Source organism: Kordiimonas sp., from assembly GCF_048264555.1.
Classification (GTDB): domain Bacteria; phylum Pseudomonadota; class Alphaproteobacteria; order Sphingomonadales; family Kordiimonadaceae; genus Kordiimonas.
Window position 1 is genome coordinate 811,993 of sequence record NZ_JBLXCX010000002.1, and the last position, 23,525, is coordinate 835,517.

19 protein-coding genes and 2 tRNA genes are annotated in these 23,525 nt (G+C 53.7%); 8 read left to right on the top strand and 13 right to left on the bottom strand.

Annotated features, from left to right (window positions below):
* Nucleotides 1–143 precede the first annotated feature (143 nt).
* On the top strand, nucleotides 144–1,049 hold the full coding sequence (speB, locus tag ACN0XZ_RS08920; RefSeq protein ID WP_417457389.1) for an agmatinase: 906 nt from the start codon (nucleotides 144–146) through the stop codon (nucleotides 1,047–1,049).
* 51 nt (nucleotides 1,050–1,100) lie between these two features.
* Here the strand turns inward: speB and ACN0XZ_RS08925 are convergent, their stop codons facing one another.
* The gene (locus ACN0XZ_RS08925) at nucleotides 1,101–1,859 is read right to left on the bottom strand and encodes a hypothetical protein (protein WP_417457390.1); all 759 of its coding nucleotides are present in this window, start codon (nucleotides 1,857–1,859) and stop codon (nucleotides 1,101–1,103) included.
* Nucleotides 1,860–2,076: 217 nt separating this feature from the next.
* On the bottom strand, nucleotides 2,077–4,719 hold the full coding sequence (locus ACN0XZ_RS08930; protein ID WP_417457391.1) for a valine--tRNA ligase: 2,643 nt from the start codon (nucleotides 4,717–4,719) through the stop codon (nucleotides 2,077–2,079).
* A gap of 242 nt (nucleotides 4,720–4,961) precedes the next feature.
* Between ACN0XZ_RS08930 and ACN0XZ_RS08935 the strand changes: the two genes are divergently transcribed.
* Nucleotides 4,962–5,993 (top strand): hypothetical protein, encoded by a 1,032-nt coding sequence (locus ACN0XZ_RS08935; protein WP_417457392.1) that lies wholly within the window; start codon nucleotides 4,962–4,964, stop codon nucleotides 5,991–5,993.
* A 62-nt stretch (nucleotides 5,994–6,055) separates the two neighbouring features.
* Here ACN0XZ_RS08935 and ACN0XZ_RS08940 read toward each other — a convergent pair whose 3' ends face one another.
* The 6 genes from ACN0XZ_RS08940 to ACN0XZ_RS08965 all read right to left on the bottom strand — a co-directional run bounded on the left by ACN0XZ_RS08940 (nucleotide 6,056) and on the right by ACN0XZ_RS08965 (nucleotide 13,854).
* Nucleotides 6,056–6,625 carry a DUF2497 domain-containing protein gene (locus ACN0XZ_RS08940; RefSeq protein WP_417457393.1) on the bottom strand — a complete coding sequence of 190 codons (570 nt, stop codon included), beginning with the start codon at nucleotides 6,623–6,625 and terminating at the stop codon, nucleotides 6,056–6,058.
* Nucleotides 6,626–6,816: 191 nt separating this feature from the next.
* The gene (locus ACN0XZ_RS08945; protein WP_417457394.1) at nucleotides 6,817–9,174 is read right to left on the bottom strand and encodes a S8 family serine peptidase; all 2,358 of its coding nucleotides are present in this window, start codon (nucleotides 9,172–9,174) and stop codon (nucleotides 6,817–6,819) included.
* 251 nt (nucleotides 9,175–9,425) lie between these two features.
* A complete protein-coding gene (locus tag ACN0XZ_RS08950; RefSeq protein ID WP_417457395.1) occupies nucleotides 9,426–10,793 on the bottom strand; it encodes a TolC family outer membrane protein in 1,368 nt (455 codons plus the stop codon).
* Nucleotides 10,794–10,953: 160 nt separating this feature from the next.
* Nucleotides 10,954–11,607, bottom strand: coding sequence for a protein-L-isoaspartate O-methyltransferase family protein (locus tag ACN0XZ_RS08955; RefSeq protein WP_417457396.1), 654 nt, complete (start codon nucleotides 11,605–11,607; stop codon nucleotides 10,954–10,956).
* 234 nt (nucleotides 11,608–11,841) lie between these two features.
* Nucleotides 11,842–12,819, bottom strand: coding sequence for a diguanylate cyclase (locus ACN0XZ_RS08960; RefSeq protein WP_417457397.1), 978 nt, complete (start codon nucleotides 12,817–12,819; stop codon nucleotides 11,842–11,844).
* Nucleotides 12,820–12,942: 123 nt separating this feature from the next.
* Nucleotides 12,943–13,854: a diguanylate cyclase gene (locus tag ACN0XZ_RS08965; RefSeq protein ID WP_417457398.1), complete on the bottom strand. Its 912-nt coding sequence runs from the start codon at nucleotides 13,852–13,854 to the stop codon at nucleotides 12,943–12,945.
* 204 nt (nucleotides 13,855–14,058) lie between these two features.
* Here ACN0XZ_RS08965 and ACN0XZ_RS08970 point away from each other — a divergent pair.
* Nucleotides 14,059–14,132, top strand: a tRNA-Cys gene (locus tag ACN0XZ_RS08970).
* A gap of 62 nt (nucleotides 14,133–14,194) precedes the next feature.
* On the opposite strand, the gene ACN0XZ_RS08975 is transcribed toward ACN0XZ_RS08970, so the two are convergent.
* Nucleotides 14,195–15,100, bottom strand: coding sequence for a hypothetical protein (locus ACN0XZ_RS08975; protein WP_417457399.1), 906 nt, complete (start codon nucleotides 15,098–15,100; stop codon nucleotides 14,195–14,197).
* A gap of 210 nt (nucleotides 15,101–15,310) precedes the next feature.
* On the opposite strand from ACN0XZ_RS08975, the gene ACN0XZ_RS08980 reads away from it, so the two are divergent.
* Entirely contained in the window at nucleotides 15,311–15,559 is a 249-nt protein-coding gene (locus ACN0XZ_RS08980; protein ID WP_417457400.1) for a ParB N-terminal domain-containing protein, read from the top strand.
* Between the two features lie 24 nt (nucleotides 15,560–15,583).
* On the opposite strand, the gene ACN0XZ_RS08985 is transcribed toward ACN0XZ_RS08980, so the two are convergent.
* Together ACN0XZ_RS08985 and ACN0XZ_RS08990 are read right to left on the bottom strand one after the other, a co-directional pair.
* Entirely contained in the window at nucleotides 15,584–16,933 is a 1,350-nt protein-coding gene (locus ACN0XZ_RS08985) for a hypothetical protein (protein ID WP_417457401.1), read from the bottom strand.
* Nucleotides 16,934–17,109: 176 nt separating this feature from the next.
* Nucleotides 17,110–18,225 carry a serine hydrolase domain-containing protein gene (locus tag ACN0XZ_RS08990; protein ID WP_417457402.1) on the bottom strand — a complete coding sequence of 372 codons (1,116 nt, stop codon included), beginning with the start codon at nucleotides 18,223–18,225 and terminating at the stop codon, nucleotides 17,110–17,112.
* 184 nt (nucleotides 18,226–18,409) lie between these two features.
* Between ACN0XZ_RS08990 and ACN0XZ_RS08995 the strand changes: the two genes are divergently transcribed.
* Both ACN0XZ_RS08995 and ACN0XZ_RS09000 read left to right on the top strand, forming a co-directional pair.
* Complete coding sequence (locus tag ACN0XZ_RS08995) at nucleotides 18,410–19,063, top strand: sulfotransferase family protein (protein ID WP_417457403.1); 654 nt, start codon at nucleotides 18,410–18,412, stop codon at nucleotides 19,061–19,063.
* Between the two features lie 169 nt (nucleotides 19,064–19,232).
* A tRNA-Asn gene (locus ACN0XZ_RS09000) sits at nucleotides 19,233–19,307 on the top strand.
* A gap of 54 nt (nucleotides 19,308–19,361) precedes the next feature.
* Here the strand turns inward: ACN0XZ_RS09000 and ACN0XZ_RS09005 are convergent.
* Both ACN0XZ_RS09005 and ACN0XZ_RS09010 read right to left on the bottom strand, forming a co-directional pair.
* Nucleotides 19,362–20,894, bottom strand: coding sequence for a DUF6345 domain-containing protein (locus ACN0XZ_RS09005; RefSeq protein WP_417457582.1), 1,533 nt, complete (start codon nucleotides 20,892–20,894; stop codon nucleotides 19,362–19,364).
* Nucleotides 20,830–21,489, bottom strand: coding sequence for a hypothetical protein (locus tag ACN0XZ_RS09010; RefSeq protein ID WP_417457404.1), 660 nt, complete (start codon nucleotides 21,487–21,489; stop codon nucleotides 20,830–20,832). Before ACN0XZ_RS09010 ends, ACN0XZ_RS09005 begins: the two co-directional genes overlap by 65 nt.
* Before the next feature lie 89 nt (nucleotides 21,490–21,578).
* Between ACN0XZ_RS09010 and ACN0XZ_RS09015 the strand changes: the two genes are divergently transcribed.
* Together ACN0XZ_RS09015 and ACN0XZ_RS09020 are read left to right on the top strand one after the other, a co-directional pair.
* The gene (locus ACN0XZ_RS09015; RefSeq protein WP_417457405.1) at nucleotides 21,579–22,808 is read left to right on the top strand and encodes a hypothetical protein; all 1,230 of its coding nucleotides are present in this window, start codon (nucleotides 21,579–21,581) and stop codon (nucleotides 22,806–22,808) included.
* A gap of 218 nt (nucleotides 22,809–23,026) precedes the next feature.
* The gene (locus ACN0XZ_RS09020) at nucleotides 23,027–23,470 is read left to right on the top strand and encodes a DUF2336 domain-containing protein (protein WP_417457406.1); all 444 of its coding nucleotides are present in this window, start codon (nucleotides 23,027–23,029) and stop codon (nucleotides 23,468–23,470) included.
* The last annotated feature ends 55 nt before the right edge of the window (nucleotides 23,471–23,525 follow it).

A 23,525-nucleotide genomic window follows, 5' to 3' on the forward strand; every position in this document is an offset into this window, starting at 1 on the left:
ACTTCGGTGCATGCTTCTGTCGATAAGAAATGAAAAGAAAATACCCTTATCTTTGTATTTTAATTACGCGCAAAGACATTGCTTGAAACCGAGGTGCGGCCTATAGATGAGGCTCGTTTTTCATCCTTTAAGGAGCAGATGCCGTGTCTCAAGGCATGATGGAACCCTATGCGGGCCTGATTAGTTTCCTGCGTATGCCTTTCGCTGAAACAGCGGAGGGGCTTGATATTGCCGTGATGGGCGTGCCTTTCGATTTGGCCACTACTGGCCGCTCTGGTGCACGTTTTGGTCCGCGCGGCGTGCGGGAAATGTCGCTCACCATGGCAGAATTTCCTTGGGGTGTATGGCCGTGGGAGTATCACTTCCGTGACAAATTCAAGGTTGCAGACCTTGGTGACGTGACCGGTTTCACCGCGTACACAGACCGTATGATGCCGTGCGTTGAAGAAGCTGCAGATAAAGTACTGGCTACCGGCGCCCAGCTCCTGACCATCGGCGGTGACCACTCCATCAGCTACCCACTCCTACGCGCACATGCGAGGCTGCATGGCCCGCTCGCTCTCATTCATTTTGATGCGCACTCCGACACATGGACAGACGACGACCTGAACCATGGCACCATGTTCTACCACGCCATTCAGGAAGGCATCATTGTGCCCGAAAACTCGATCCAGCTTGGCATGCGCACCCCTAACCCGGACACTCACGGCATGCTGGTGCACGACGGGCTTGAGTGCCTCCGCACATCCGCGGACGAGATGGCCAAACGCATTCGTGAGCGTGTCGGCAACCGGCCCGCGTACCTGACCTTCGATATCGACTTTCTCGACCCCGCATATGCCCCCGCCACGGGCACACCGGTGGTTGGCGGCCCTAATGTGGCCTATGCACGTGATGTGTTAAGGGCGCTCAGAGGCTTGAATATCGTTGGCGGTGATCAGGTTGAGGTTGCACCGCACTATGAAGGGCCGGGCCAAATTACAGCGCTCGCCGGCGCCACAATCGCCTGTGATATCCTTTACCTGATTGCGGAAGCACGCGGCCAGTAAAAGCCTATATGGGTGCGGCGCCGGATCTTTACGGCGCCGTAACGTACTGCCTCACGGCATTGAGAAACCGTATTTCTGCTTCAATTCATCCCGCTCGCGCAGCAGGTCTATACGCTCGCTAACGTACGCGATGAAACGTTCGGCCTTATCAGACGGCCAGCAGGTAAAACGCTCCCCCAAGCTTAAGAGTATAAAGCTGGGGTCCGCATGAAAAGCAGGCTGCCCTGCCCGAGCAAAATACTCTTCAGCATCGATCATGTAGGAAATCACCACCTGAGCGCGGCCCGCCATTGCAAGCTCGAACGTATCGTCAACCGTGGGGGCATAGTGAATTTTGGTCAGGAACGGTAAGCGCCGGAGTGCAATCGTGCTCGCGTGCAGGGAATCGTCCCCCACAATTGCCTTGCCTTCTAAACCCGCCATATCGCGGATGAGCGGGCGTGATTTCAATGTAAATGCATGCAGGTTGATGCGGTTGAACGATGGCGACACCAAAAACTGACTCACGTGTGCGCCGTGGTCGGTATAAAAAATCTCATCGTCAGACGCCATATAGAGGCAGTCCACTTCGCGAGAGAACAGGCTGCGTGTATATCGTTTGATGGGCAGGAGGCGGATGTCGACCTTCAGAGGTGACGCTCTGGTAACATCGGTGAAGAAGTCCCAATAAGGCCCCACACCATCCGCCGCAAAAACTCCTTCAATAGAAGGCCCGCCCAAAGAGATGCTTTCACTCGCGCGAAGAGGCCCGGCCAACGCGAAGCAGGCCGACATAATCATAACGGCAGCGATATAAAGATGGCGTTCCATGGCCGCCCCTCATTGTCTCCAGCTAGGTTATACGTCTTAAACCTTTAAAAACAATGACCAATATATACTGTTAGCTTCCCTAATTTTTTATGAATTTTTCCCGCAATCATGCGCATTACCCGATTCGCACGAGTCGCTACCGCAGCAAATACCTCGGGATAAATTAAAAGGGGTGTTGCCGGCACCCCTTTTGCAAAACCAGATCATTTTCAGGCAATTAAAGCCGTGCGAGCGCTGCCTTCACCTTCTCTGCTTGGGCTTCAAGGTCGGTTAGTTGCTCCCGCGCTTCAGCGACAACATGCTCCGGCGCTTTGGCGACAAACTTCTCGTTCCCCAAACGGCCTTTAAGCGCACCCGCTTCTTTCATGACCTTCTCGAGGTTTTTCTCAAGACGGGCTTTTTCCGCATCCAGATCCATCAGATCGGCAAGCGGCAGGTAAACGGTCGCTTCATCCACAACCAGTTGCGCAGCCCCCTTGCTTTCCGCAGATGCAACGGCCTCAGCCTTTTCAAGGCGTGCAAGACGGCAGATCATCTCCTGGAAGTCTGCGAGGCGAGCTTTGGTATCATCGCTCGCGCCCACCACAAGTGCTGTTGCCTTCGCACCAGCAGGCACATTCATCTCAGATCGTGTTGAACGGATCTCTGAGATAAACCGGATCGCCCAATTGACCTCTTCGCCTGCCGCAGCGTCAACCTCAGCAGCTTCCGGCCATACGGCGTGGATAAGGTCATAGGCGCGATCTGCCTTAGTGGCGTGCCACAGTTCCTCCGTGATAAAGGGCATGAAGGGGTGCAACAGAACCAGAATCTGGTCCAGCACCCAGCCAGCAACACGGCGGGTTTCTGCCTTTTGCGCTTCGTCATCACCCCAGAATACCGGTTTGATCAATTCCACATACCAGTCACAGAACGTGCCCCAAGTGAAATGGTAAATCGCATCTGCCGCGTCGTTGAAACGGAAGGCGTCAAAGGCTTGGGTTACCGCAGTCGCGGTTTTAGCAACCTCACCGATAATCCACTTATTAACCGCGAGCGTGGCCTCAGGTGCTGCCGCGCTATCTGAGCCCGCGATCTCGTTCATTTCACAGAAACGTGCCGCATTCCAAAGCTTGGTCGCGAAGTTGCGGTAGCCCTCAACCCGCTTCTCGGAAAGCTTGATGTCACGCCCCTGCGCTTCCATGGCGATCAGCGTGAACCTAAGCGCATCGGCACCGTATTTCTCCACAAACTCCAGCGGGTCAATCACGTTACCCTTGGATTTGGACATCTTGGCGCCGTGTTCATCCCGCACCAGCGCGTGGATATACACATTCTTGAACGGTACCTCACCCATGAAATGCATGCCGGACATCATCATGCGCGCCACCCAGAAGAAGATGATATCAAACCCCGTGATCAGCGTGGTATTCGGATAATATTTCTTGAGCGCGGCGCTGTCTGTATCTGGCCAATCGATGGTGCTGTACGGCCACATGGCGGATGAGAACCAGGTATCAAGCACGTCCGGGTCACGGGTTAGCTTAACGTCAGCCCCCAGCTTGGCGCGGGCCGCTTCATAAGCTGCTTCTTCGGTTTCTTCCACAAACACACTGCCATCTTCCGCGTACCATGCCGGGATGCGGTGCCCCCACCAAAGCTGACGAGACACACACCATGGCTGAATGTTGCGCATCCATTCAAAGTAGGTCTTTTCCCAGTTTTTGGGGATAAAGTTGGTTTTACCGGTCTCAACCGCTTCAATGGCGGGTTTAGCAAGCGTCGCAGCGTCTACATACCACTGCTCTGTCAACCACGGCTCAATCACCACGCCGCCACGGTCGCCATAAGGCACCATATGCCGATGCGGCACCACTTTCACGAGGAAGCCTGCCGCGTCCATGTCGGCCACGATGGCTTTGCGTGCCTCAAACCGGTCCATACCGCGGTATTTCTCAGGTGCGTTTTCATTGATCGCCGCGTCGCGGTCAAAAATATTGATCATCTCAAGGCCGTGCCGCTTGCCGATTTCAAAGTCATTGAAATCATGTGCAGGCGTAACCTTCAGGGCACCCGTGCCCTGCTCAGGGTCTGCGTGCTCATCACCCACGATTTTGATGAGCCGACCGACCAGCGGCAGTTTTACAAACTTGCCGATAAGGTCTTTGTAACGCTCATCTTCAGGATGCACCGCCACGGCAGTATCACCCAGCATGGTTTCTGGCCGCGTGGTTGCGATCTCGATAAACCGGCCTTCCTGCCCGTCAATCGGGTAGTTGAAGTGCCAGAAGTTACCGTCAACTTCCTTCTGTTCCACCTCAAGGTCTGAGATCGCGGTCTTGAGCTTCGGGTCCCAGTTCACAAGGCGCTGATCTTTATAGAGCAGGCCTTCTTTATAGAGCTGGACGAATTTTTTAAGCACAGCGGCAGAGCGTGGCTCGTCCATCGTGAAAGCTTCACGAGACCAATCACAGCTGGCACCAAGGCGGCGCAACTGGCGAGTGATCGCACCGCCGGATTCCGCCTTCCACTCCCAAACCTTCTCAATAAAAGCTTCACGGCCCATATCGGTGCGGCTTGGGCCACCAGCGGCGTCCAGTTGGCGCTCGACCACCATTTGGGTTGCAATACCGGCGTGGTCCGTACCCGGTTGCCACAACACATCCTTGCCGCGCAGTCGTTCAAAACGCACAAGCGCGTCCTGCAGGCTATTATCAAGCGCGTGGCCCATGTGCAGGTTGCCCGTGACATTTGGCGGCGGCATGACGATGACATAGGGCTCAGCATCCTCGCGCTTGCCACATTCAAACGCGCCTGAGCTTTCCCAATGTTCGTACCATTTGGTTTCAATATCCGCCGGGGAGTATGTCTTATCGAGCATCTTCTATTCCGCTTAATCTCATTATTTGTGGCCCCACGTTAGGGCCTATCATCTGGCCTCACCAAAATACGGCCAAACCGGGGGCGCACAATGCACAATTATAGCGCAAAACGAAAGAGCGAAGTGCCGTTTTCAGCCAGCTTTCTGAACACTATCGGTCGTCACTCCACTAAAGTGGCATTGGGGCGATGTACGCAGCTATGTTATGATGCAGTATGGGACGTGGAAGGATCAGCCATTTCATGCGTTTATGCGTACTTGTTGCGCTCACATCCGCTTGCTTTGTTAGCCTTGCAAGTGCGACGGATAGTGTACCGCAACCAATAGCCTCGGTTCCAATAGACCTGACGGACAATCGCATCCATGCAAGCTTCACCGTGGAAGGTAGAGACCAACACCTTCTCCTTGATACCGGGGCTTCAACCTCCCTGCTTTTTGAAAGCTCCGGCATTACACCTCCAAACTACCATCAAGGTGTGGCGATCAGCTTCCCCGCCTTTGCGTCATCTGCCACCGGCTACCGGATCAGAGGGCTTGAACTGCATACGGAGGGTTTTAGTTTCACCAGCGAAACCACCTTGTATATCAGCGCCAGCGAAGCGGTGATCGGCGATATCGGCGGCAAGTTCACCGGCATTTTAGGGCGTGATTTCCTCGCCCGTTTTGTGGTTGAAGTTGTGCCGTCAGAGAAGCTGATGAAGCTGTATCCGCCCGGCACAGACCTCTCAGGCCATTACCGCCTGAAGCACGACCTGATCATGCATGACGGTACGCCCTACCTTATCCACCGGTCACGCCTGCCGTGGGAGACCTGGCCGACCCAAAAGAAACTTCTGCTCGACACCGGTTACCCGGGCGGTGTTGTACTTTGGGACGATACGCATTTCGACCGCGCAACCAAGCCCTCTGAACGGGAGGGAATGCGCCGGGAGAAAAAAGGCGTTGTCTATTTCGGGATCGTGAAGTTTGGCAAACTGCTGTTTCGCAATATCCCGGTTTTCATCGGCCCATCCGCCCCTGGCCAGCTTGAAGACAGAGACGGCCTTATTGGTGCGAGCATGTTCCTGCCATTTCGCTATGTCATTGACCTGCCCGGTGAAAAGCTCCTGCTGCACCCCCGCGTGCGCTATGGCGGCATAGGCTTTCAGATCAGCAATGACGTGATTTATACGCCCGGCGATGAAGATTTTGTCATGAAAGACTTTCGGCCAAAACCAAGCGCAACCCCCGTAGACACCTATCACCGCAACGCAGATATCATACCCGGCGAATAAGAGAAAAGCGCGCTCCACAAGGACCGCGCTTCCGCATCTTTTGTATGGTTTGACGCTGGCGCCTATTTCCGGCGAGCGATCCGGGCAACCTCACGTTCAACCGCGTCCTGCACAATGGCAGGCAGGTTTTCATCCAGCCAACCTTGTAGCATGGGCTTGAGCATGGCACGCACGAGCGATTCCAGCGTATTATCCGCCCCTTCATAGCCCGCTACCATCATTTGTGTCAGGTGCGCGAAGCTCTCTGCGGTACGGGTCTCAACCGGGGGCGATACAATTGCGTCAACCTCACCCTGGCTCGCGAACTCCGTGAGCTCAAACACATCCTCTTCCGGCTCAGGTTCCGGCATCGGCGTGGGTTCGGGCTCCAGAAATGGTTCCGGTTCCGGAACGGGCTCTGGTTCCGGCTCAGGCTCGGGCCATGGTTCTGGCTCCGGCTCAGGTTCGGGTTCAGGCATAGGTTCTGGTTCTGGCGCGGGTTCTGGCTCCGGCTCAGGTTCAGGTGCTTCATCGAAGGTCTCCTCAACCTCCGGCTCCGCTGCCTCATCATCCGACTCATCAGAAATGATCCGGCGAATAGACGCCAGTATTTCTTCCATTGTCGGTTCGTCTTCAGATGCGTTATCGCTCATAGACCAGCCAGTGTTAGAACTCCCTAGACCACAGGTACCGTTTAGAGAGTCACGTGTCAATAATTCTTAAACTAACAAAGGTAGTTAACAACAACTGCCATGATAGCCGAAGCGTTTCAAAAGTAAGCAAAAAATATGAAAAAAGGGGCAAAGAAGCCCCTTAATTCATGAAATCAGTGGTATTTCGGGCGTTAAAACACGGACTGAAGGGACAACAATACTCCTGTCTCCGGTTTCGCACTCACTACATGCCGGCTATTTATCTGGTAAAGAGCATTCACCTGAAAGTGGGAACCGGGCATAAGCTGCGCCCTATAGGCCAGGTCCAGATTGATCTCCCGCCCTGTTGGCGAAAGCCGCAGGTTCCTGCGCTCAAACAAAAGCGTATCTGTCTCATAGTCCCTACCTGTTGCTGTATTCAGGGATACAACAGCATGTGAGACACGAAGCGGCTGGGACACACCAAACGCCAACTGGTCGTCCCGGCCCCAGATGCCGTCTTTAATCGCTGATATGTGGAACGTATTTGTGCGGATATCTCGCACACGCCCAACAAGCGCATTTAGCTGGCCGTTCACATCCGTGTTGCCCACCGTATAGTCTGCCGTTATGCGTAGCCCTGAGCCAAGCCTAGCGTTGGCCCTGATAGTATTGAAAGTACTGTCAGTTCGGGCGTCAAACTGCATTAGGCCGGAGGCCATACTACCCAGAAGCGTGCCGTCCTCCCGAATTGCCCGCACCTGCCAACCAAAATCCAACGGCCCGATGCCGGCCTCTATCTGCACAAGTGCGCTGGAGACCTGTGGCGCTTCGCCAGTGTGCTGGCCATAACCCAAAACATCGGTGTTATACCAGCCCTCGCCCACCGCCATACTGACCTTAAAGCGCGCGCCAAACTGCCGGGAGACTGCAATACTTTTACCAGGTGTAAATGCGAGACCCACAGCATCCTGATTATAGCCTTCGGAGAAAAACTGTGGCCCACCGTGGCCACCACCCATCAAGCTCGTAACCGGTAACCCATAGGCAAACTGTGCATCACTTTTTGCGTCGAGAGCTGCGGAATACCGAAGGGCAGGCCTGCCACTGTGGCCCACCTCACTATTCGTGAACGCCAGGGTGGTTGGCGCCAACGGGTCTTCTCTATTGTCACTGAAGTAAACATCCACACGGTTGGCGCCGCCCATGGTTAAACGTGTGGCATGGTGGCGCCTGAGCTCATCCATAAAGAGATTGAGGTCAGACGGCCCCCTGCCCTGAAGTGTACGAGACGGCAAATCGACAAAGAATGACCGGTTGTATTTATCGAGGGTCATAACCCTCCCGATGGCGCCTCGCGTTAAAGCATCCCCAAAGGCGGGCGATGTTGCGAGAAGGGAAGCCCCAAGGTCAACAAACTCAACCTTGCCGCCTTTCTTGAGCACAGCAACCTTTTGCTGGCCAAGCGGCTGAATTGCTGCTCCCACATCTATCAGGCCACCGCCATAAATTTCGTCTACACCCGGAGCGCCAAGATCCTTGGCGGTTTCCATCAGGATATTGAACGCATCTTCCCCATCAATATTCGGGAACGCCTCATAGAGGATTGCAATAGCTGCCGCGATTTGAGGCGCGGCAATTGACGTGCCTTGAAACCGGGTGGGAAACCAGATGCCATCATGGTTGTTGAGCTGCCCAAGCCCCCTAGCCTGTGTTGACAGATATATGCTGCGTGCATCGCCCGCGCGGTCTGCCACCGCGTGGATCACTCCATCCTCAGTCAAGCCGCCCGCGATAATCACATGCCCGTATAGTTCAGGGCCCAGCGCCACCGGGTTGAAGTTTCGAGGCGTTGGCCGAGCACCGTTGCCACCGGCAATCACAAAAATTGCGCCTTTAGCCGCCGCGCGTTTCATCGCGCTATATATCTTCTGGTTGCCGCTATCGCTAAACTCCCCGGTCAGGAGAAGGGAACTGGTGCTGATAACCCGCGCGCCATTGGCAATGGCGTAATCTATGCCTTTCACAATGGTGTCGGCGGTAATGATGATGCCCTGATCACTGCTGCCATCATCTTCCGCTATCGCGAGAAGCTGCGCGTTGAAGGCAATGCCGTGCATACCCACGCCGTTGCGCTCCGCCACCGCAACACCAGAGACCAGGTTGCCATGCTCATGCGCCTCCCAGCTATCCTTGAAAGCCTCCATGCCCAAATTGCGGTTCGCGATATTGATTGAGGCAGGGTGGATATTGTCGTTAAGCTCCGGATGGTCGATATCAAAACTACCATCGAGAATAGCAATGATCTGCCCTTTTCCGGAAAAACCAGCTTCATACACAGGCGCCATGTTGATCATATCAAGGCCGCCGTGCGTGCGGTATTCCTCGCTATCGGTGGAGATGTTTGGGTCGGTCAGAGGTTTGGCTGCTGGCAGCGCTGGCACAGTAGGAGACGGCGCATAGTTGCTGGCGGTTTTTGGCACTGAGCCGGGGGACACCCCTCCGCCACCACCGCATGCTGACAAAGATAACGTAGCCGCCAGGGCCAATAGTAGCTGATTTCGGCGCATACTCCCTCCCAAAACATGTGCTTGTTACCAAGCCAAACCATGGGAAGGACTATATGCTTTTGAGCCACTTTTCCTATATGAACTATAAGACTATATTTTTATAACTTATTGATAATTATATATTATTATCAATAGCATAGAGAAGATTGGCGCCACATACCATTTCATCGGCCCAAGAAAAAACCCCCGCCGGTGGCAGGGGTTTCATATTCATCACAGGGGCCTAAACCCCATCCAGCATGAACTGTGCTTTAGTCTACATCCATACCGAAGAATTTATCGTCGACCTTGTCGGTGTAAGCATCTGGGTCATAGCGAGTTACGCCAAGGCCAAGATCCTTCGCGGTTAACCGACCCGTTGCAGAAACAAGGCTATACGCAGCGACAAACTCATCGCGCTGCGCACGCACAAGCGCCACGCGAGCGTTCAGAAGTTCCTGCTCTGCGTTCAACACATCAAGGGTGGTGCGGGAACCCACATAGGCTTCCTGACGAACCCCCTCAAGCGCGATCTCACTTGCGCGAACCTGTGCTTCGGATGATGTGATCTGGCCAACGGCCGCGCGGTATTGGTCCCACGCTACAAACACGCGCTCCTGCGCCACACGTTCCGCCTGACGGATTTCCATCAAACGCTGGCTACGCAGCTGTTTTGCACGACGAATATCAGAATAGCGCGCGCCACCTGCATAAAGTGGAACAGTTACCTGCACACCAATAGTCTTCTGCTCAGTTGAGCTGGAGAGTGGATTACCAGTATCACGGTCAACACCAGTGCTTGTGGAATCGCTCCAACCAGCCTGCACACCAACAGTTGGCAGCAGTGAACCTTTAGCCTGGTTCATGGCATGCTTGGCGGCTTCCTCACTATATTTGGCAGCAATCACACCCGGGCTAAGTTCCATCGCGAGCTCAATAGCGGCATCCAGATTGCTCGGAAGCTCGGGTTTTGCACCCGGCGTCTCAAGTGTTGCTGGCGTGCGGCCTACCACACGGCGGTATTGGGCCCGACTTGACGCCAGCGTTGCTTGCGCAGAGAGAAGCGTTGACTTGGCACCCTCAAGGCGAGCCTCAGACTGCGCAACGTCTGTACGGGTTACTTCACCCACACGGAAACGATCCTGGCTTGCCTGAAGCTGACGCTCAAGCACCTGCACGTTGTTCATGTTCAAGGACACAACCGCTTCGTCACGCACCACGTTCATGTAGGCGCCAACGGCGTCGAGAAGAACCTGCTGCTCAACAGATTGCAGTTGCGCGCGCCCAGCCATCACGCTGCTGCGGGCGTTCTTAATACCGTTACGGTCCTGAAAACCGCGGAACAGGTTCATGTTGGCGGTAAGTCCGTATGATTCCGACGTACCAGAAACACTTGGGCTTACGCCAATCTTGGTGTCGCTTTCGCCGTAAGAATAACTACCGCTGAGCGATGGCAGGAAGCCAGCCTTCGCCCGAGAAATACCTTCATCGACTCCGCGCAGTGCCGCACGCTGAGCCATCAGCTGTGGGTTGCTCTCGTAAGCGGCAGCCAATGCCTCTTCGAGAGATTCTGCAGAAAGATTAAAAGTGCCCGATAGCACTGTTGTCACTGCCAACAGTGATATGATCCCCTTTTTCATATGCGTCTCCTTGTTTCCTCGCTGTTTGTTTTATTATTGGCCAAAAGCCGGATTATCAGCTTCTACCCAAGGGGTTGGTGGTTTTTATCACCTTTTTTACTTCAACTCTACCCAGATTAGAGATGCCTGTATAATTAGCATCAAATTCTACTGGGCTTCTTTAAAACACAAAACCTGCTTCTTTCTCGAAACCCGGTAACGGCTGGATATTTGCATCAAACAAATCCATCGCCGTTGCGATACCGGCCTTCATTGTCACGATATGGGCACGGCCCTGCCCGCCGTCAAGCTTCACGCACAAAAGGCGACCGCCATCCTTGAGTTGCTTAATGAGTGCCGCGGGTACTTCTTCAACAGCGCCCTCAAGTACAATCACATCAAACGGGCCCTGTTTGGCAACGCCCGCCGCATGCGCGCCTTGCACCACAGCCACATTCATGATCTCAAGGCTCGCGAGCTTTTTCTCCGCCAGCTTTACAAGATCAGCGTCAGCCTCAAGCGCCACAACGGCATCCGCGAGGCCCGCCATCACCGCAGCCGAGTAGCCGGTTGCACAACCGATATCGAGCACGAGGTCTTTCGGGCCAATTTGCGCTTCGCCTAGCAGGCGCGCAAAAACCATCGGCTCCATCAGGTAGCGACCGTTACCGATTGGCAGGTCTTCATCGACATAAGCGACAGACCGTTTAGCCTTGGGCACAAACAGCTCACGCGGCACGGCGCGAACAGCGTCGATAACACGCTCGTCATTCATTTCGTTTACACGAAGCTGACAATCGATCATGTGGCTACGGGCAAGGGCTGATTCGGTCACGGTTCGAACCTCTATCTCAAATAAACTGCATACGGCTTTGCCGCTTTATAAATAGGCGAGCCCTCGGTGGCAACGCGTTTTCACTCTAAAAATGCTCTTTTAACACCGCATTTATCATTAAATGCGTCTGCGTACCGCGTAGCCTGCGACCGTCCGGTGCGTTCCTGCGGCAAAACGTTGCAGCCCCTAGTATGCTACGCTTGGCCTAGCCCCACCCTTCGCTCGGCACTTTAATCAGTGAAACTCCCCGTCCTGCGGGTCTTCCATCGGGAAGGTGCTGGGTGGCAATTCTGCAGGTGTACTGGGCTCGTAAATTACCCGGTTCCGCCCAAGCCGCTTCGCCATATAAAGCGCCTTGTCGGCCCGCCTCAGTGCGGCATCGATGTTTTCATCGCCAGGGTCCACATCCGTGAGGCCAATACTGATCGTGAGCGACACTGTCTCCCGTGCGATTACAGAAACCTGATGGCTGATGCGGCTTTTCAGGCGCTGCAACACCCCCATCGCGGCATCATGGTCAGTGGACGGGAACAGAACACCAAACTCTTCACCGCCCAGGCGGCCAAGGGTGTCTTCACGCCTGAGCGTCTGTTCACATATTTCAGCCACTTCCGCGAGAATACGATCCCCTACCTCATGACCAAACCTGTCATTGATTGATTTAAAGCGGTCAATATCCAGCATGGCTACGGCAAGCTCGGTGCCGTGGCGTTTCATGCGCGCGATCTCGCTTTCCGCCGTATTCATGAAATAGCGGCGGTTAAAACATTTGGTCAGCGGATCAACGGCAGCAAGATAGGCCAGTTCCTTATTGGCGGCTTCAAGCTCCCGCGTGCGGTTCACAAGGTCAAGTTGGGTTTTTACCCGCGCCCTTACAATCGCGCGCTCAAACGGCTTCAGGATATAATCCACCGCACCAAGGGCAAAACCCGAGGTCTCGTCCTCGGTTTCCGTATGCAAGCCAGTAATGATGATGATGGGGATATGCTTGGTAGCGTCATCTGCCTTAAGCCGTTTGCACACCTCAAAACCATCAAGGTCAGGCAAAACGATATCAAGGAGAATAAGGCTGGGTTGCTGATCCCGCGCAACCTGCAAGGCAGCTTCGCCGGTTTCAACGGTCGTCACCTTCGCCATATCAGCGATGGTGGACTCGAGAAGCTTCGCCATCACGCGAATATCTTCAACAATCAAAACCTGGTTGTCAGACATATTTTACTCGCAAAAACCCTACATGTGCAGCGCAAGTATCCGCTCTGAGGGCCATAGTTGCAACCCCTGATTCGCAACCGGTCTGATTTCGAGATTTCTGGAAATACCGTTACTTCAGCATTCTCACGCCACAACGATACGGTTGCGGCCACCTTCTTTGGCTTGATAGAGCGCTTTGTCGGCACGCTTAAGTGCATCTTCAATCTTCAAATCGCTTTCAAAAACCTCGGCGATACCAAGGCTGACCGTCATGCCAAAGCTGCGGCCAGCAAAGTCAAACGACAGCGCCGCCAAACGCTCCCGCATGCGGTCGAGCACAGTCATCGCGCCATCAGCGTCCGAGACCGGCAATAGGATAGCAAACTCCTCGCCGCCCATGCGGCCAACGCTATCTTCATGACGTACACATTCTTTCATGCAGGCACCAACAGCGCGCAGGACATCATCCCCGGCCGCGTGGCCGTAGGTATCATTGATCGCTTTAAAATGGTCGATATCCAGCATCGCGACGGTTACTGCGTACCCGTGTCTACGCATGCGGCTCAACTCCGCGTCTGCTATCCCGAGGAAATAATGCCGGTTAAGGCAAGTGGTGAGCATATCGATACTCACCATGCGCTGCAGCTCAGAATTGGCTTTCACCAACGCTTCCGCGCGCAAATAGAGATCAAGCTGGGTTTTTATCCGCGCCTGAACAACCGCAGGCTTAAGCGGCTTGCAGATATAATCCGCGGCCCCGGCAGCAAAGCCATCGCTTTCCGCTTCTTCTGTGGTCTCTTCACCAGTAATGAGGATTACGGGGATATGTTTGGTGCGATGGTCGGCTTTAATCGCACGGCACATTTTAAGGCCGTCAATATCCGGCAGGCGAATATCCAGCACAATCAGCTTGGGTTTGCTTTCAAGCGCTTTAATGAGCCCGATCTTGCCATTTGGCGCCGTAATTACATCCGCCATGCCGCCAATAATTTTCTTCAGCAACTCAAGAATGACCGGGCTGTCATCGATCACCAGAATTTTTTCAGTCGCGCTCATTCCTGTCCCCGCTTCTAGATGCCAAATGGCTCATGCCCCCGCATGCATATGCGTCGTGAAAACAGCATTATCATCATAGCCCTATAAGAAAAGCTTAAAATTGAACCAAGTGCCGGTACAGGTAACCACAGGCGTGCCTAATGGGCAAAAAGTCCCTTGACCGGTTAGTATGGTGGTTCTATACGGTTCGACACACCACAGAGAGGCGCGGTGGCGGAGTGGTGACGCAGCGGATTGCAAATCCGTGTACACCGGTTCGATTCCGGTCCGCGCCTCCAGAATTCAGAGAGCCTAGCTGGTGCCAGCTAGGCTCTTTTTCGTTATTTTCTGGTTAGATTTTTCACTTCAGCTCCGGGCACGTTAAAGTCACTTCATAGCCCATTGGCCCATTCTGTGTGGCATACCGTGTGGGTGTAAAACGGCGCATTTTTAAGGTTCTGCCTCTAAATGCTGCCTGATGGTCTTCACCCACCCAAACATAACTCTGATCAGGAAGCTCGGCATAAATATAGATATTGCCCTCCCCCACCCTAACTATACTGCGATCCGTTGCGGATAACCATTGGCGTGCGTTTCCGCTCAAGGTCCACCATCCGTCTGTCTTCCACTGCTTCTGTTCATTCAGATAGGTAAGCGCCAGGCTGATTGTCCGGGGGCACTGGTTGTTCAGATAGAAATTGCGATACACATTCGGACCCCAAAGCTGCGGGAGCGCGATAGGTTTCTCGGTCTTTGGCGGTGCCTTCTGCGTTTCATAAGTCGCAGGCGTGCTGTCATACCGCCGGCTGGGCTTATCGTCTTCGGTCACAAAATAGATGATGACCAAAACGATACCGATAAACACAATGAGCTTATAAAGCGCCGCAGCGATAATGCCCGCGATGGCGCCAACGATCAGCGCCGCAACTCCGTTCTCTTCCTCCGCTTTGTAGGTCATCAGCCCAACGGCGATAAATACACCTATGCCAATCAGTCCCTGCAGGGGGTTACCTTCGTCCTTCTTGGCGGGTTTGGCTTTCTGGGATGAGCTGGAAGATGACCGCGAAACGGGTTCAGGATCACGCACTGTGCCAGACCCGAAACAAGTGTAGCAGGTCTCCCTTTTCTGGATTGACGACATACCCCCGCCGCCACAGTAAGGGCATGTGCCGGCCCCGGCTTTACCAGTTCCACCACATCCGCCACATTTTTCATAATCTGAACCGGCGATATTGCCGGTGCCAAGGCACGTGTTACATGTAGCCATCTCATCCCCCTATATGGCTATCTGTCATCTCTCTGCTACACGGCACTACTCAGCCAATGGTAGAAGAAAAAACGGCTATGTTCCACCCTTACGGCCATAGAATGTGTATGTTTCTACACTTTTTACGAGATGATGCCGCTACCCCGCCTGCAAGATCAGCTTTACGTAGGGCATTGGTAGGCATAGGCTGCGGGCATAAGGGGATAAACCATGCTCAAAACCGTGCCTGTGAGAATCGATGAAATCTACGTTCCCACCGATCGCCGTAAGGAGATCAATCAAAGCGAGATTGACACCATCGTCAGCGCCATGATGGACGACGTGCCGCGCAAGCCTGTCCGCGTGCGGGAAGGCAAAGGGCGCTACGTTTTGATTGAGGGTGTCAACCGGCTTGAGGCCTGCAAAACTGTGGGGGACGAAACCGTCCCCGCCTATATTGTGCAGGCCCGCAAGTTCTAGCAGGAGAACTCGCTGATCTGAGGGTTAATGGGCCGGGTTCCATGCCGCGAGCTTTTCTTCCCCCGCCGCCGTATAACTGCGAACAGAAACAAGGCGGCCATCTGCGGCATGCTCATATTCAAACCTGGCAACACCCCATGTGCCGTGGTCCACAAGGGAACCATTGGTGTCCATAAACCGGCGTGATATCAGGCGCCCCTCACCATCAAATTCAAACTGCTCAGTCGCATAGCCCTCGCCTTTATGAACAGTCGGGTTTCCGTTCAGGTCCTGATAGGTGATTGTCTGCGGTCGGCCGTTGCTGCCCAAGCTGGTGACAATCGAGTGCACACCTGAATAGCCGCTGGCGGCGGGGTTGCCGTCCTTGTCAAAATACTGATCTTTCAGCAGATACGCCCCGCGCTCAGACCATGTGCTTTTGATCTGACCAACTCCGGTGTTGGTATTCACCGGCATCCCGTCCACACCGTAAAGGAAACGCGCGATAGCGTTGCCGTAATGGTCAAACTCATACACAACCTTGTGTGCGCCCCACCCTGTTGTCTGCGGGGAGCCATCTGCGTCATTGAAGATGGCAACCTGTTCACTGCTATATTGTGAGGGTTCATATACAATCTCGGCAATATCGCTCATCCCCCGCCGGGCTTTACCCTCCATATCCAGGTTAAGCCAGCCGGAGAACTGCCCGTGCCGATTATAGCTGATCTCGGTCATGGCAATACCGGCCTCGTCAGCGGTCAACATCTCCCCACTTTCACCCAGGTTATACATGCGCGTCAGCAACCCCCTGGCGTCATAGGCAAACCGGGTCACCATATAGCCAAAGCCGGGCCGGTTCCGTACCAACTCGCCAGCCGTGTTATAGCGCCGCTCGATCACCTCACCATCTTCGCGGACATCCCACTCATAGCGCGAGATGCCAAAATCATTATCAAGTGGTTTGCCGTCCAGACCATAGAAAACCAGCGCCATACGTCGGCCTTTCTCGTCAAGATCGAACCTCGCTTCATACACATCGCCGGACACCAGGCTGCGGTGCCCCCATTCATTGTAGAACTGGCGAATTTCCTGGTCGTTTTGATATTGGATGGTAACTCGAGGTGCTCTCACAAACCGGTCAGAAAAAGCTCTCAGCTCTCCGGTCTGGCTGTGGCGCACTTCCAGAAGCCTGCCGTCTACATCATAATCAAGCTCAAAATGCTTGGTCTCACCGACAGCCTCACGGCTAAGGGGACGCGCGCAGCGGATATCGGCAAATGGTGTTTCCCTGAAAACTATGCCCGCGCAATATTCGGTATATTCTGCTGCATGCACGGCTTGGATGCTGCCCCCCATCATCATGGCGAACAGCGCACTGACTGTAACTTTTCGCATATAGACTGCCCCTTCTCCGGAACGTTGATCGTGTCCTGCCATGCCTCCCAGCGAGAAAGCATGCTCTACCAACCGACCAACAAAAGAAAGGTCACTCACCGCATAATAGAAACGGCATATCGACTTTTCGGGCCAAAGCTGATGGTCTGGCCCGAAAAGTTGCGCTTCATCCCGCTTTATTCAGCTTTTTGGATGTGAAGGAAGGTATTGATCATCTCGCGGGTCGCCTTCCAGATGCCCCGCGCCTGATAGCGATTGATAAACATCATGAAGGAGATACCTTCATCCGGGAACCGCACATAAAAAGCCGAGAAACCCCCAACCTGCCCGCTGTGAGACCGTGCCTTGTGGTTCGCATCGTAAGGCTCCACATCCCAGCCGTAACCATAGAAGGTATCTGTCCCGTCAGGGAGTTTGCCGGATGTCCACATCTCCTCCTTCCATTTGGCGGAGAGAAGCGCGTCCCCGTTCAGCGCAGCGTCCCATTTGGCCATATCCGCAGCCGAGGTCAGCAATCCACCCGCCCCAAGGGTTGAGGAATATTCGGTCGGGTTACGGTTGATCAAATCGCCCACCTTGTTTTCCCAGTATCCTTCCACCCGGTGCTTGATGATGGCGGCTGGGTCGGCGAAGCGGGTCTGGTTCATCCCGAGGGGGTCAAAAATCCGCACCTTCAGCACGTCCCTGAGCGGCTTCGCCTCAACCTGCTCCACAATCATGCTCAGGAGAAAATAACCGGTATTGCTGTAGTTAAACCCGGTACCCGGCGCAAAATCCATCGGGCGGGAATGCGCTATCTTGATCACTTCCTCCGGCGTCAGACGAAACCGGTATACGTCGTAGCTGCGAATCTCTTCATAGTCTGGGATGCCAGATTGGTGCAGCATCAGTTGCCTGATGGTCACCGGTGTCCATTCACCCGGCAGGTTGCCAAGATACTTGCTGATCGGGTCATCAAGCGCCAGCTTGCCCTCTTCGGCCAGCATCATCACCGCCGCTGTGGTGAACTGTTTGCTGATCGAGCCTATCTCAAACACGCTGTCTTCCTTGACCGGTACATCAAGCTCAACATTCGCAAGCCCAAAGGGTTTGATATGCAGGATCTTGCCGTTCTGATAAACAGCGATCAAACCACCGGGGATATTCACCTCCTCCATGGCTTTCTGGAAAGCAGCATGGCTGGCACTGATCGTTACCTCGTCCGGCAGCTCGTAATCTGCGGCAAAGGCCGACACCCCCATGACGCCTGACAATAGCGCCCCAATATAAATCCGTTTCAAACTCTTAAGCATCTTATGCCCTCTTTTATTGACTATCCTCATTGCCAGCTTCACACAGCTTTGCATCGACGCACAAGCCGTTACATGTCGCATACCGCCGCTATATGCCCCCTAGCCCTGCGCCGCCATATATATTATAGCCTTGCCCACCACCGCCTAGCGGCGATCGTTACCAGAGGAAAAAGAAGGACCAGCCTTGCCTATCGTCTCGCAAAAACATGGCCTCGTTTATTATCCCGTGCCCAAAGTTGCCTGCACGTCAGTCAAGCACCTGATGTATTTCCTCAATCACGGCAAATGGTTTGACCATCCGGTGAATGCAAAGGGCCGCAAACTCAACATCCATGATGTGATGAACCCGGCAGAACCCTTTGATGAAAAAGTATTCACACGTTTCTCGCCACACACCAGTTTTGTTGTGGTACGCGACCCACTGAAACGCTTCCTCTCGGCTTACGCAAACCGGGTCATTTTCCATGGTGACCTTGCGCCCTGGCGCATCAAAAAAGGCACCCTCAAGCTAACGCAGAAGCCCAACCCCAGCCTTGAGGAATTTATCGATCATCTTGAGGATTATCAGGCAGATGCGCGCGCTATCCAGCGGCACACTGCCCCGATCAGCAGCTTCCTGGGGGATGACCTCAGCCGCTATGATAAGGTATTCCCGATTGAAGCGCTGGATGAAGCCGCTTCGTTTCTGAGCAATCACACTGGCCTCACGCTTGAGATGCCGCATAAGCAAACTGGCGGCCCCAAATTAAGCCTTGATCAGCTCAGCGAGAAACACCGACGAAAGCTTCGGGACGTTTACGCAAGCGACTATGAACTTTTGAAAAAATTTTACAGCTAGACAAGCCCACCCACGTTACAGGCAAACCGGGTAAGCCTTAAAAACCCTATCGTTCGCGGGTTTTAGAGCCCACGTTTCAGAAAAATGAAATTAGGGCTTGGCAGGCGAAATTTTTTCAGTATAAAGGCACCCATTCGCGGCGCGAGACGCTAGCGAATATCTACCATGATCCCCAGTAGCTCAGTGGTAGAGCAAGCGGCTGTTAACCGCTTGGCCGGTGGTTCGAATCCGCCCTGGGGAGCCAATTTGATGAAGGGCTTAGCTGAAAACCAGCTAGGCCCTTTTTCTTTCGGCTTTCCTATAAGAGGACCTGCACTGCCTGTCGGGTTTCTTCTCGCTGAACAATGGCATGAGCCGCGAGCGTTGCCTGCAATACCCACTCACCTCCATCAACTTTCGGAAGATACATGGCACCCACGTCGGTAACGTCAACCGTCCAGTTTTCCTCAACAAAGCCAGCCAAAGCCCCTATCAAAGCCTGCCTGTCCAGGTTAATGGTTTTGCTTTGTCCGGTGGGCGTAATCTTTAGCCTTGGCCCCTCCGAAACAATCAAGTCCTCGTCACGCCATTCCAGCACAACCCCATAGTCGGAAATCGTTACATCGCCCTGCGCATCAGAAATAACTGGATCAAGCGCTATACATTTAATGGCGCCATCTCCCTCTCCTGCGAGGTCGGCTTCCCGCTCATCAACCATAAAAGTGATTCCATCCGCATTTGCGGCCTCTCGAAATCGCGTCACAAGCTCGTCCGCTTGAGGTCCGTCTCCGTTTCTGGGAACATTCCAGCGACGAAGCAACAGATCGCCATTGTCGCCCAATACATCCTGATACTCACCACCCAGGCCCGCCAAAACCTGAGTGCCGAGCGTGGTGTTGCTCTCCCTCTCTAGCCTGTATGTTTGCAAGGTTTGCGTTGCATCTCCAAGCCCAGGATCTAAGAAAAAACCCGGTGAAACTTCGTGCTTGGCAGCCAATGCTTCCTTTGGAGAACATGCATGGTCACACCGCAGCTCTCCGTTTGCATCTACGTGATGGCAATAATGATAACATGGCGCCCGGCCACGGCCTACCGTGCGGCGCCGAATAGAACTCTCATCAAGACCATCCGTTCGTTCGGAACGAAACTGCAGCAACGTATCCCTGAGTGCCTCGCGAGAGTTGGGAAAAACAGCGGCCTCCGCCTTCCGGCCAATAACACGATGAACATAGTCCGTCGCTGAAATCCAGGCGTTCCAGAAGGTTTCTCCAGACAACAACCGGCTCGCAAAAAGCCGGGCAGTACTCGCTGCCAGTCCTCGATCGGTTGGCCGATACCATGACGACGACCGATACCCGAGAATACCCGAAATGCCCTTGAAACTATCATTCCACCTGTTGGCCCTGGGATAATGGTGCGATGGCGTGCCATCGACATTTATGGTGTAACCAAGAACATCACATCCACCAATCACAACCCACTGGGTTTTCCCACCCTCTCCCCACTCATATTGCCCTACGTTTTTCTCAAGACGCGGTACATATTCCAGATTGGGTCCCCACACGCTCCCGTGGCATTGCATAACCGCCAGATGGCTGGCTTCAAGATAGTTGGCATCTCCCCAACTGCTGATCATGTCGTTTTTTGCATTGCCGGGATACGTGCCCACATTGTCCATATGTGCGGCGCCAAACGCGTCACGAAAAGCCGTAGCATACGCTTTCGAGTATGGTTCGTTATTGGCGTAGGAAGTAAAACTCCAGCCGCCCTTGATCTGGTTATTATTGTTATTTGATCTTGATGATGTAGAGAACGCCAAAATACTTGGGACGGTTATCGCCGCCGTGATCATGAACTCCCGACGGGTTGACCGCGACACTGTGCCGGTGTTCCCCGTCGGCTGAGATGGCATGCCTGTGCCCTTGCTCGACCATTCTGACATTGATTTCTCCTGCCTGCTCCATTTCCTTCAGCACACCATTACTTTGTTCCGTCTCCGTAGCCCCCCCGTGGTCGTGCTGGCCACCGCGATCAGCACGCGCCACATGGGTGTGTTGCCCATCGGGTAAATGGCTGTTGCTTCCTCCCTGCTCGCCAAAACTGGTAGTTGAGCCCATTAAAAAGCGGTCATCGTTCAGGTTAGGAAGTTTTTGGCCGTATAGAGGAGAGAGCTGATCATCAACCTCATCGCCATTGCAATATCGCCAGTTCTCGGGGATCGCGAGATTGCCGTATGGATAAAAGGGAATGATAGCCCCGACAGGAAGACTGTCGAGCGCGACAGATCTATCCTGAAATATCAACCCGATACTGCGTGTGTTTTGGTTGGCTAGAGCAAGCGCCTGTTCGTCCGGCCGACCTGGTACATTTGCGTCGTCATAAATGTATGCACAACCGGAACAAACGAACATCATCACCCACAAAAGGTGAGATAATTTCCCCCACATCCGCGCCCCCTTTGCGCATCTATGCTTTACTGGGCCTATGATATGCGACATTATGTCGCAAATGCAACCCTAAAGGGAGGGGGAGAGCCATGAAGCAGTCGTATATTACGGTGATAATACTTGTTCTGATTATTGGCGTTGCGTGGAGCTACTCACCTGATAAAAATTTACCCACCCCACAACCATTGGGCCTCATTACCCATCCGATTAATATCGGCAAACATGCCAACGCGTCCCTCACTCAGGTTGAAGCCGGCAACATATTGGGGGATGGGTCACAACACTTAAGCCAGTGTAACGCAACCTTCCGCCAAAATGGCGCCATCCGCACCCTCGGTTCAATACCCTCAGTCATTACCAGCAGCACGGATATGTCAAAAGCCTGTGCTGCCGGGCTTCTGAGTGAAGAAAATGCCGAATTTTTTGGTGTCCCCCGCAAGCTGCAGGTCGTGAACGCCATCTATCATTGTGGTGAGACCAAACCTGGCATTATCGGTTGCGCCTACACACCGGGTCAATGCATGGTGGTGGTGCGATATCACCCATCACTTGAAGGTACTCTGCTGGCACACGAATTTGGCCACAGCAAAGGGCTACCTCATAGGGTAAATTCGACCGATGCGATCATGTATCCATCAATCTCGCCTCTGAGGAAAAAATTCACTGGCAGCGAATGTAATAAAATTAGGCAGCTTGGTTTCATGGCAGAAGAAGCCGGACCACCACAAAGCATAGGAGTGGTCGCCAAACTTCCAATCGAAGACTTTGCAAGAAGCTCTTTTCCAAGCGGCATAGAATATCAGGAAGCGAGGCAATATACAGCAACTGAGGTCGCGCAAATTGAGCCTTGGCTGTCCGATCGCGCAGAAGAAGCACACTGGTCAAATGTTGCAACAATTCTAGGTATTGTCGCCGCGCCCAATGCGTATTCCACCTTGAATGCCTTCATCTTCTCGCCAGGAAACGGCAAACTTTCAGCAGACGACTATCGCGCAAGAGCGTCCGCTATAATGTCCATGGGTTACATCCTTAAAGCCGGCATGCACCAAAACACGCTGGACTTTCTCAACAAATATAGCACGCCTAGCGAGTGGAACAGCGTGCAATGGATGGCCCCCTATCATGCTTCGACAACCGATAGAAACGCAGAGTTGGCCGCGATGGCGCTACTGGCACTTGGCATTGGCGGGCAAGTAGCGGCACTCGAAAACCTGGAGACACAAAAAGACCAGGCCCTTATTGGGTTGGACGATACGTCCCGGGAAATGCTGAACTCTGCCCTTCAGCAGGCACTTCAGGACGCTAAAGGCAAAAACTAAACTACTCGCCTAAATTTTTTATAGCTTCGCGCAAGACGCGAACGAGCTATTATGGAAGCGCTTTCGCAGTACCTTGTTCAAGTGGGGGCCGGAATCACACCTCATAGGGTTGAGACTGGAAAGAACAAGAGATGCGACAGCGCTGAGTAGCTGAACATTTGTAGTCAGCATTTTGGGCAGAATGCCCTGAAGAGTTTAAGAGTATCGTTGGAGCCCTCATGACCATGGAACACCTCTCAAGCCAGCATTTCATCATTGACCCAAACGCAAAATCACGGGCGGAACGCGCAAAAGCGCTTGAGGATGCTTACACGGATGCACTCTCAGAGGCGCTTTGTTACCAGCTTGAAGGTGCCAGTCCAAACCGCATTCACGCGAAAGCCATCGAGCTTAAAGTGAACCGCAAGCTCACCCCCGCCCTGATGCTCGCCATGGTGCAGCGGGGCGCCACGGTTTTCACAGAAAGCGCGCTCGCGCTTTCAACCGGGCGGGCGCTCCTTGAAATCCGCGATATGCTGAAAAGCGGTGACGGAGAAACGCTTGAAGCCACACTGCACGCCGCCAGTGTCGACCACGCCCTTGTGCCCACCTTCCTTGAGACCCTGCAGGAATGTTATGGCATTTCTGCATCAAAGAGGCTCACCCCACAGATGGTACGATAAGCCTCATACAGCAATTTTACCTAAAATTTGCCAGTATTTTCATTGCGATACATAT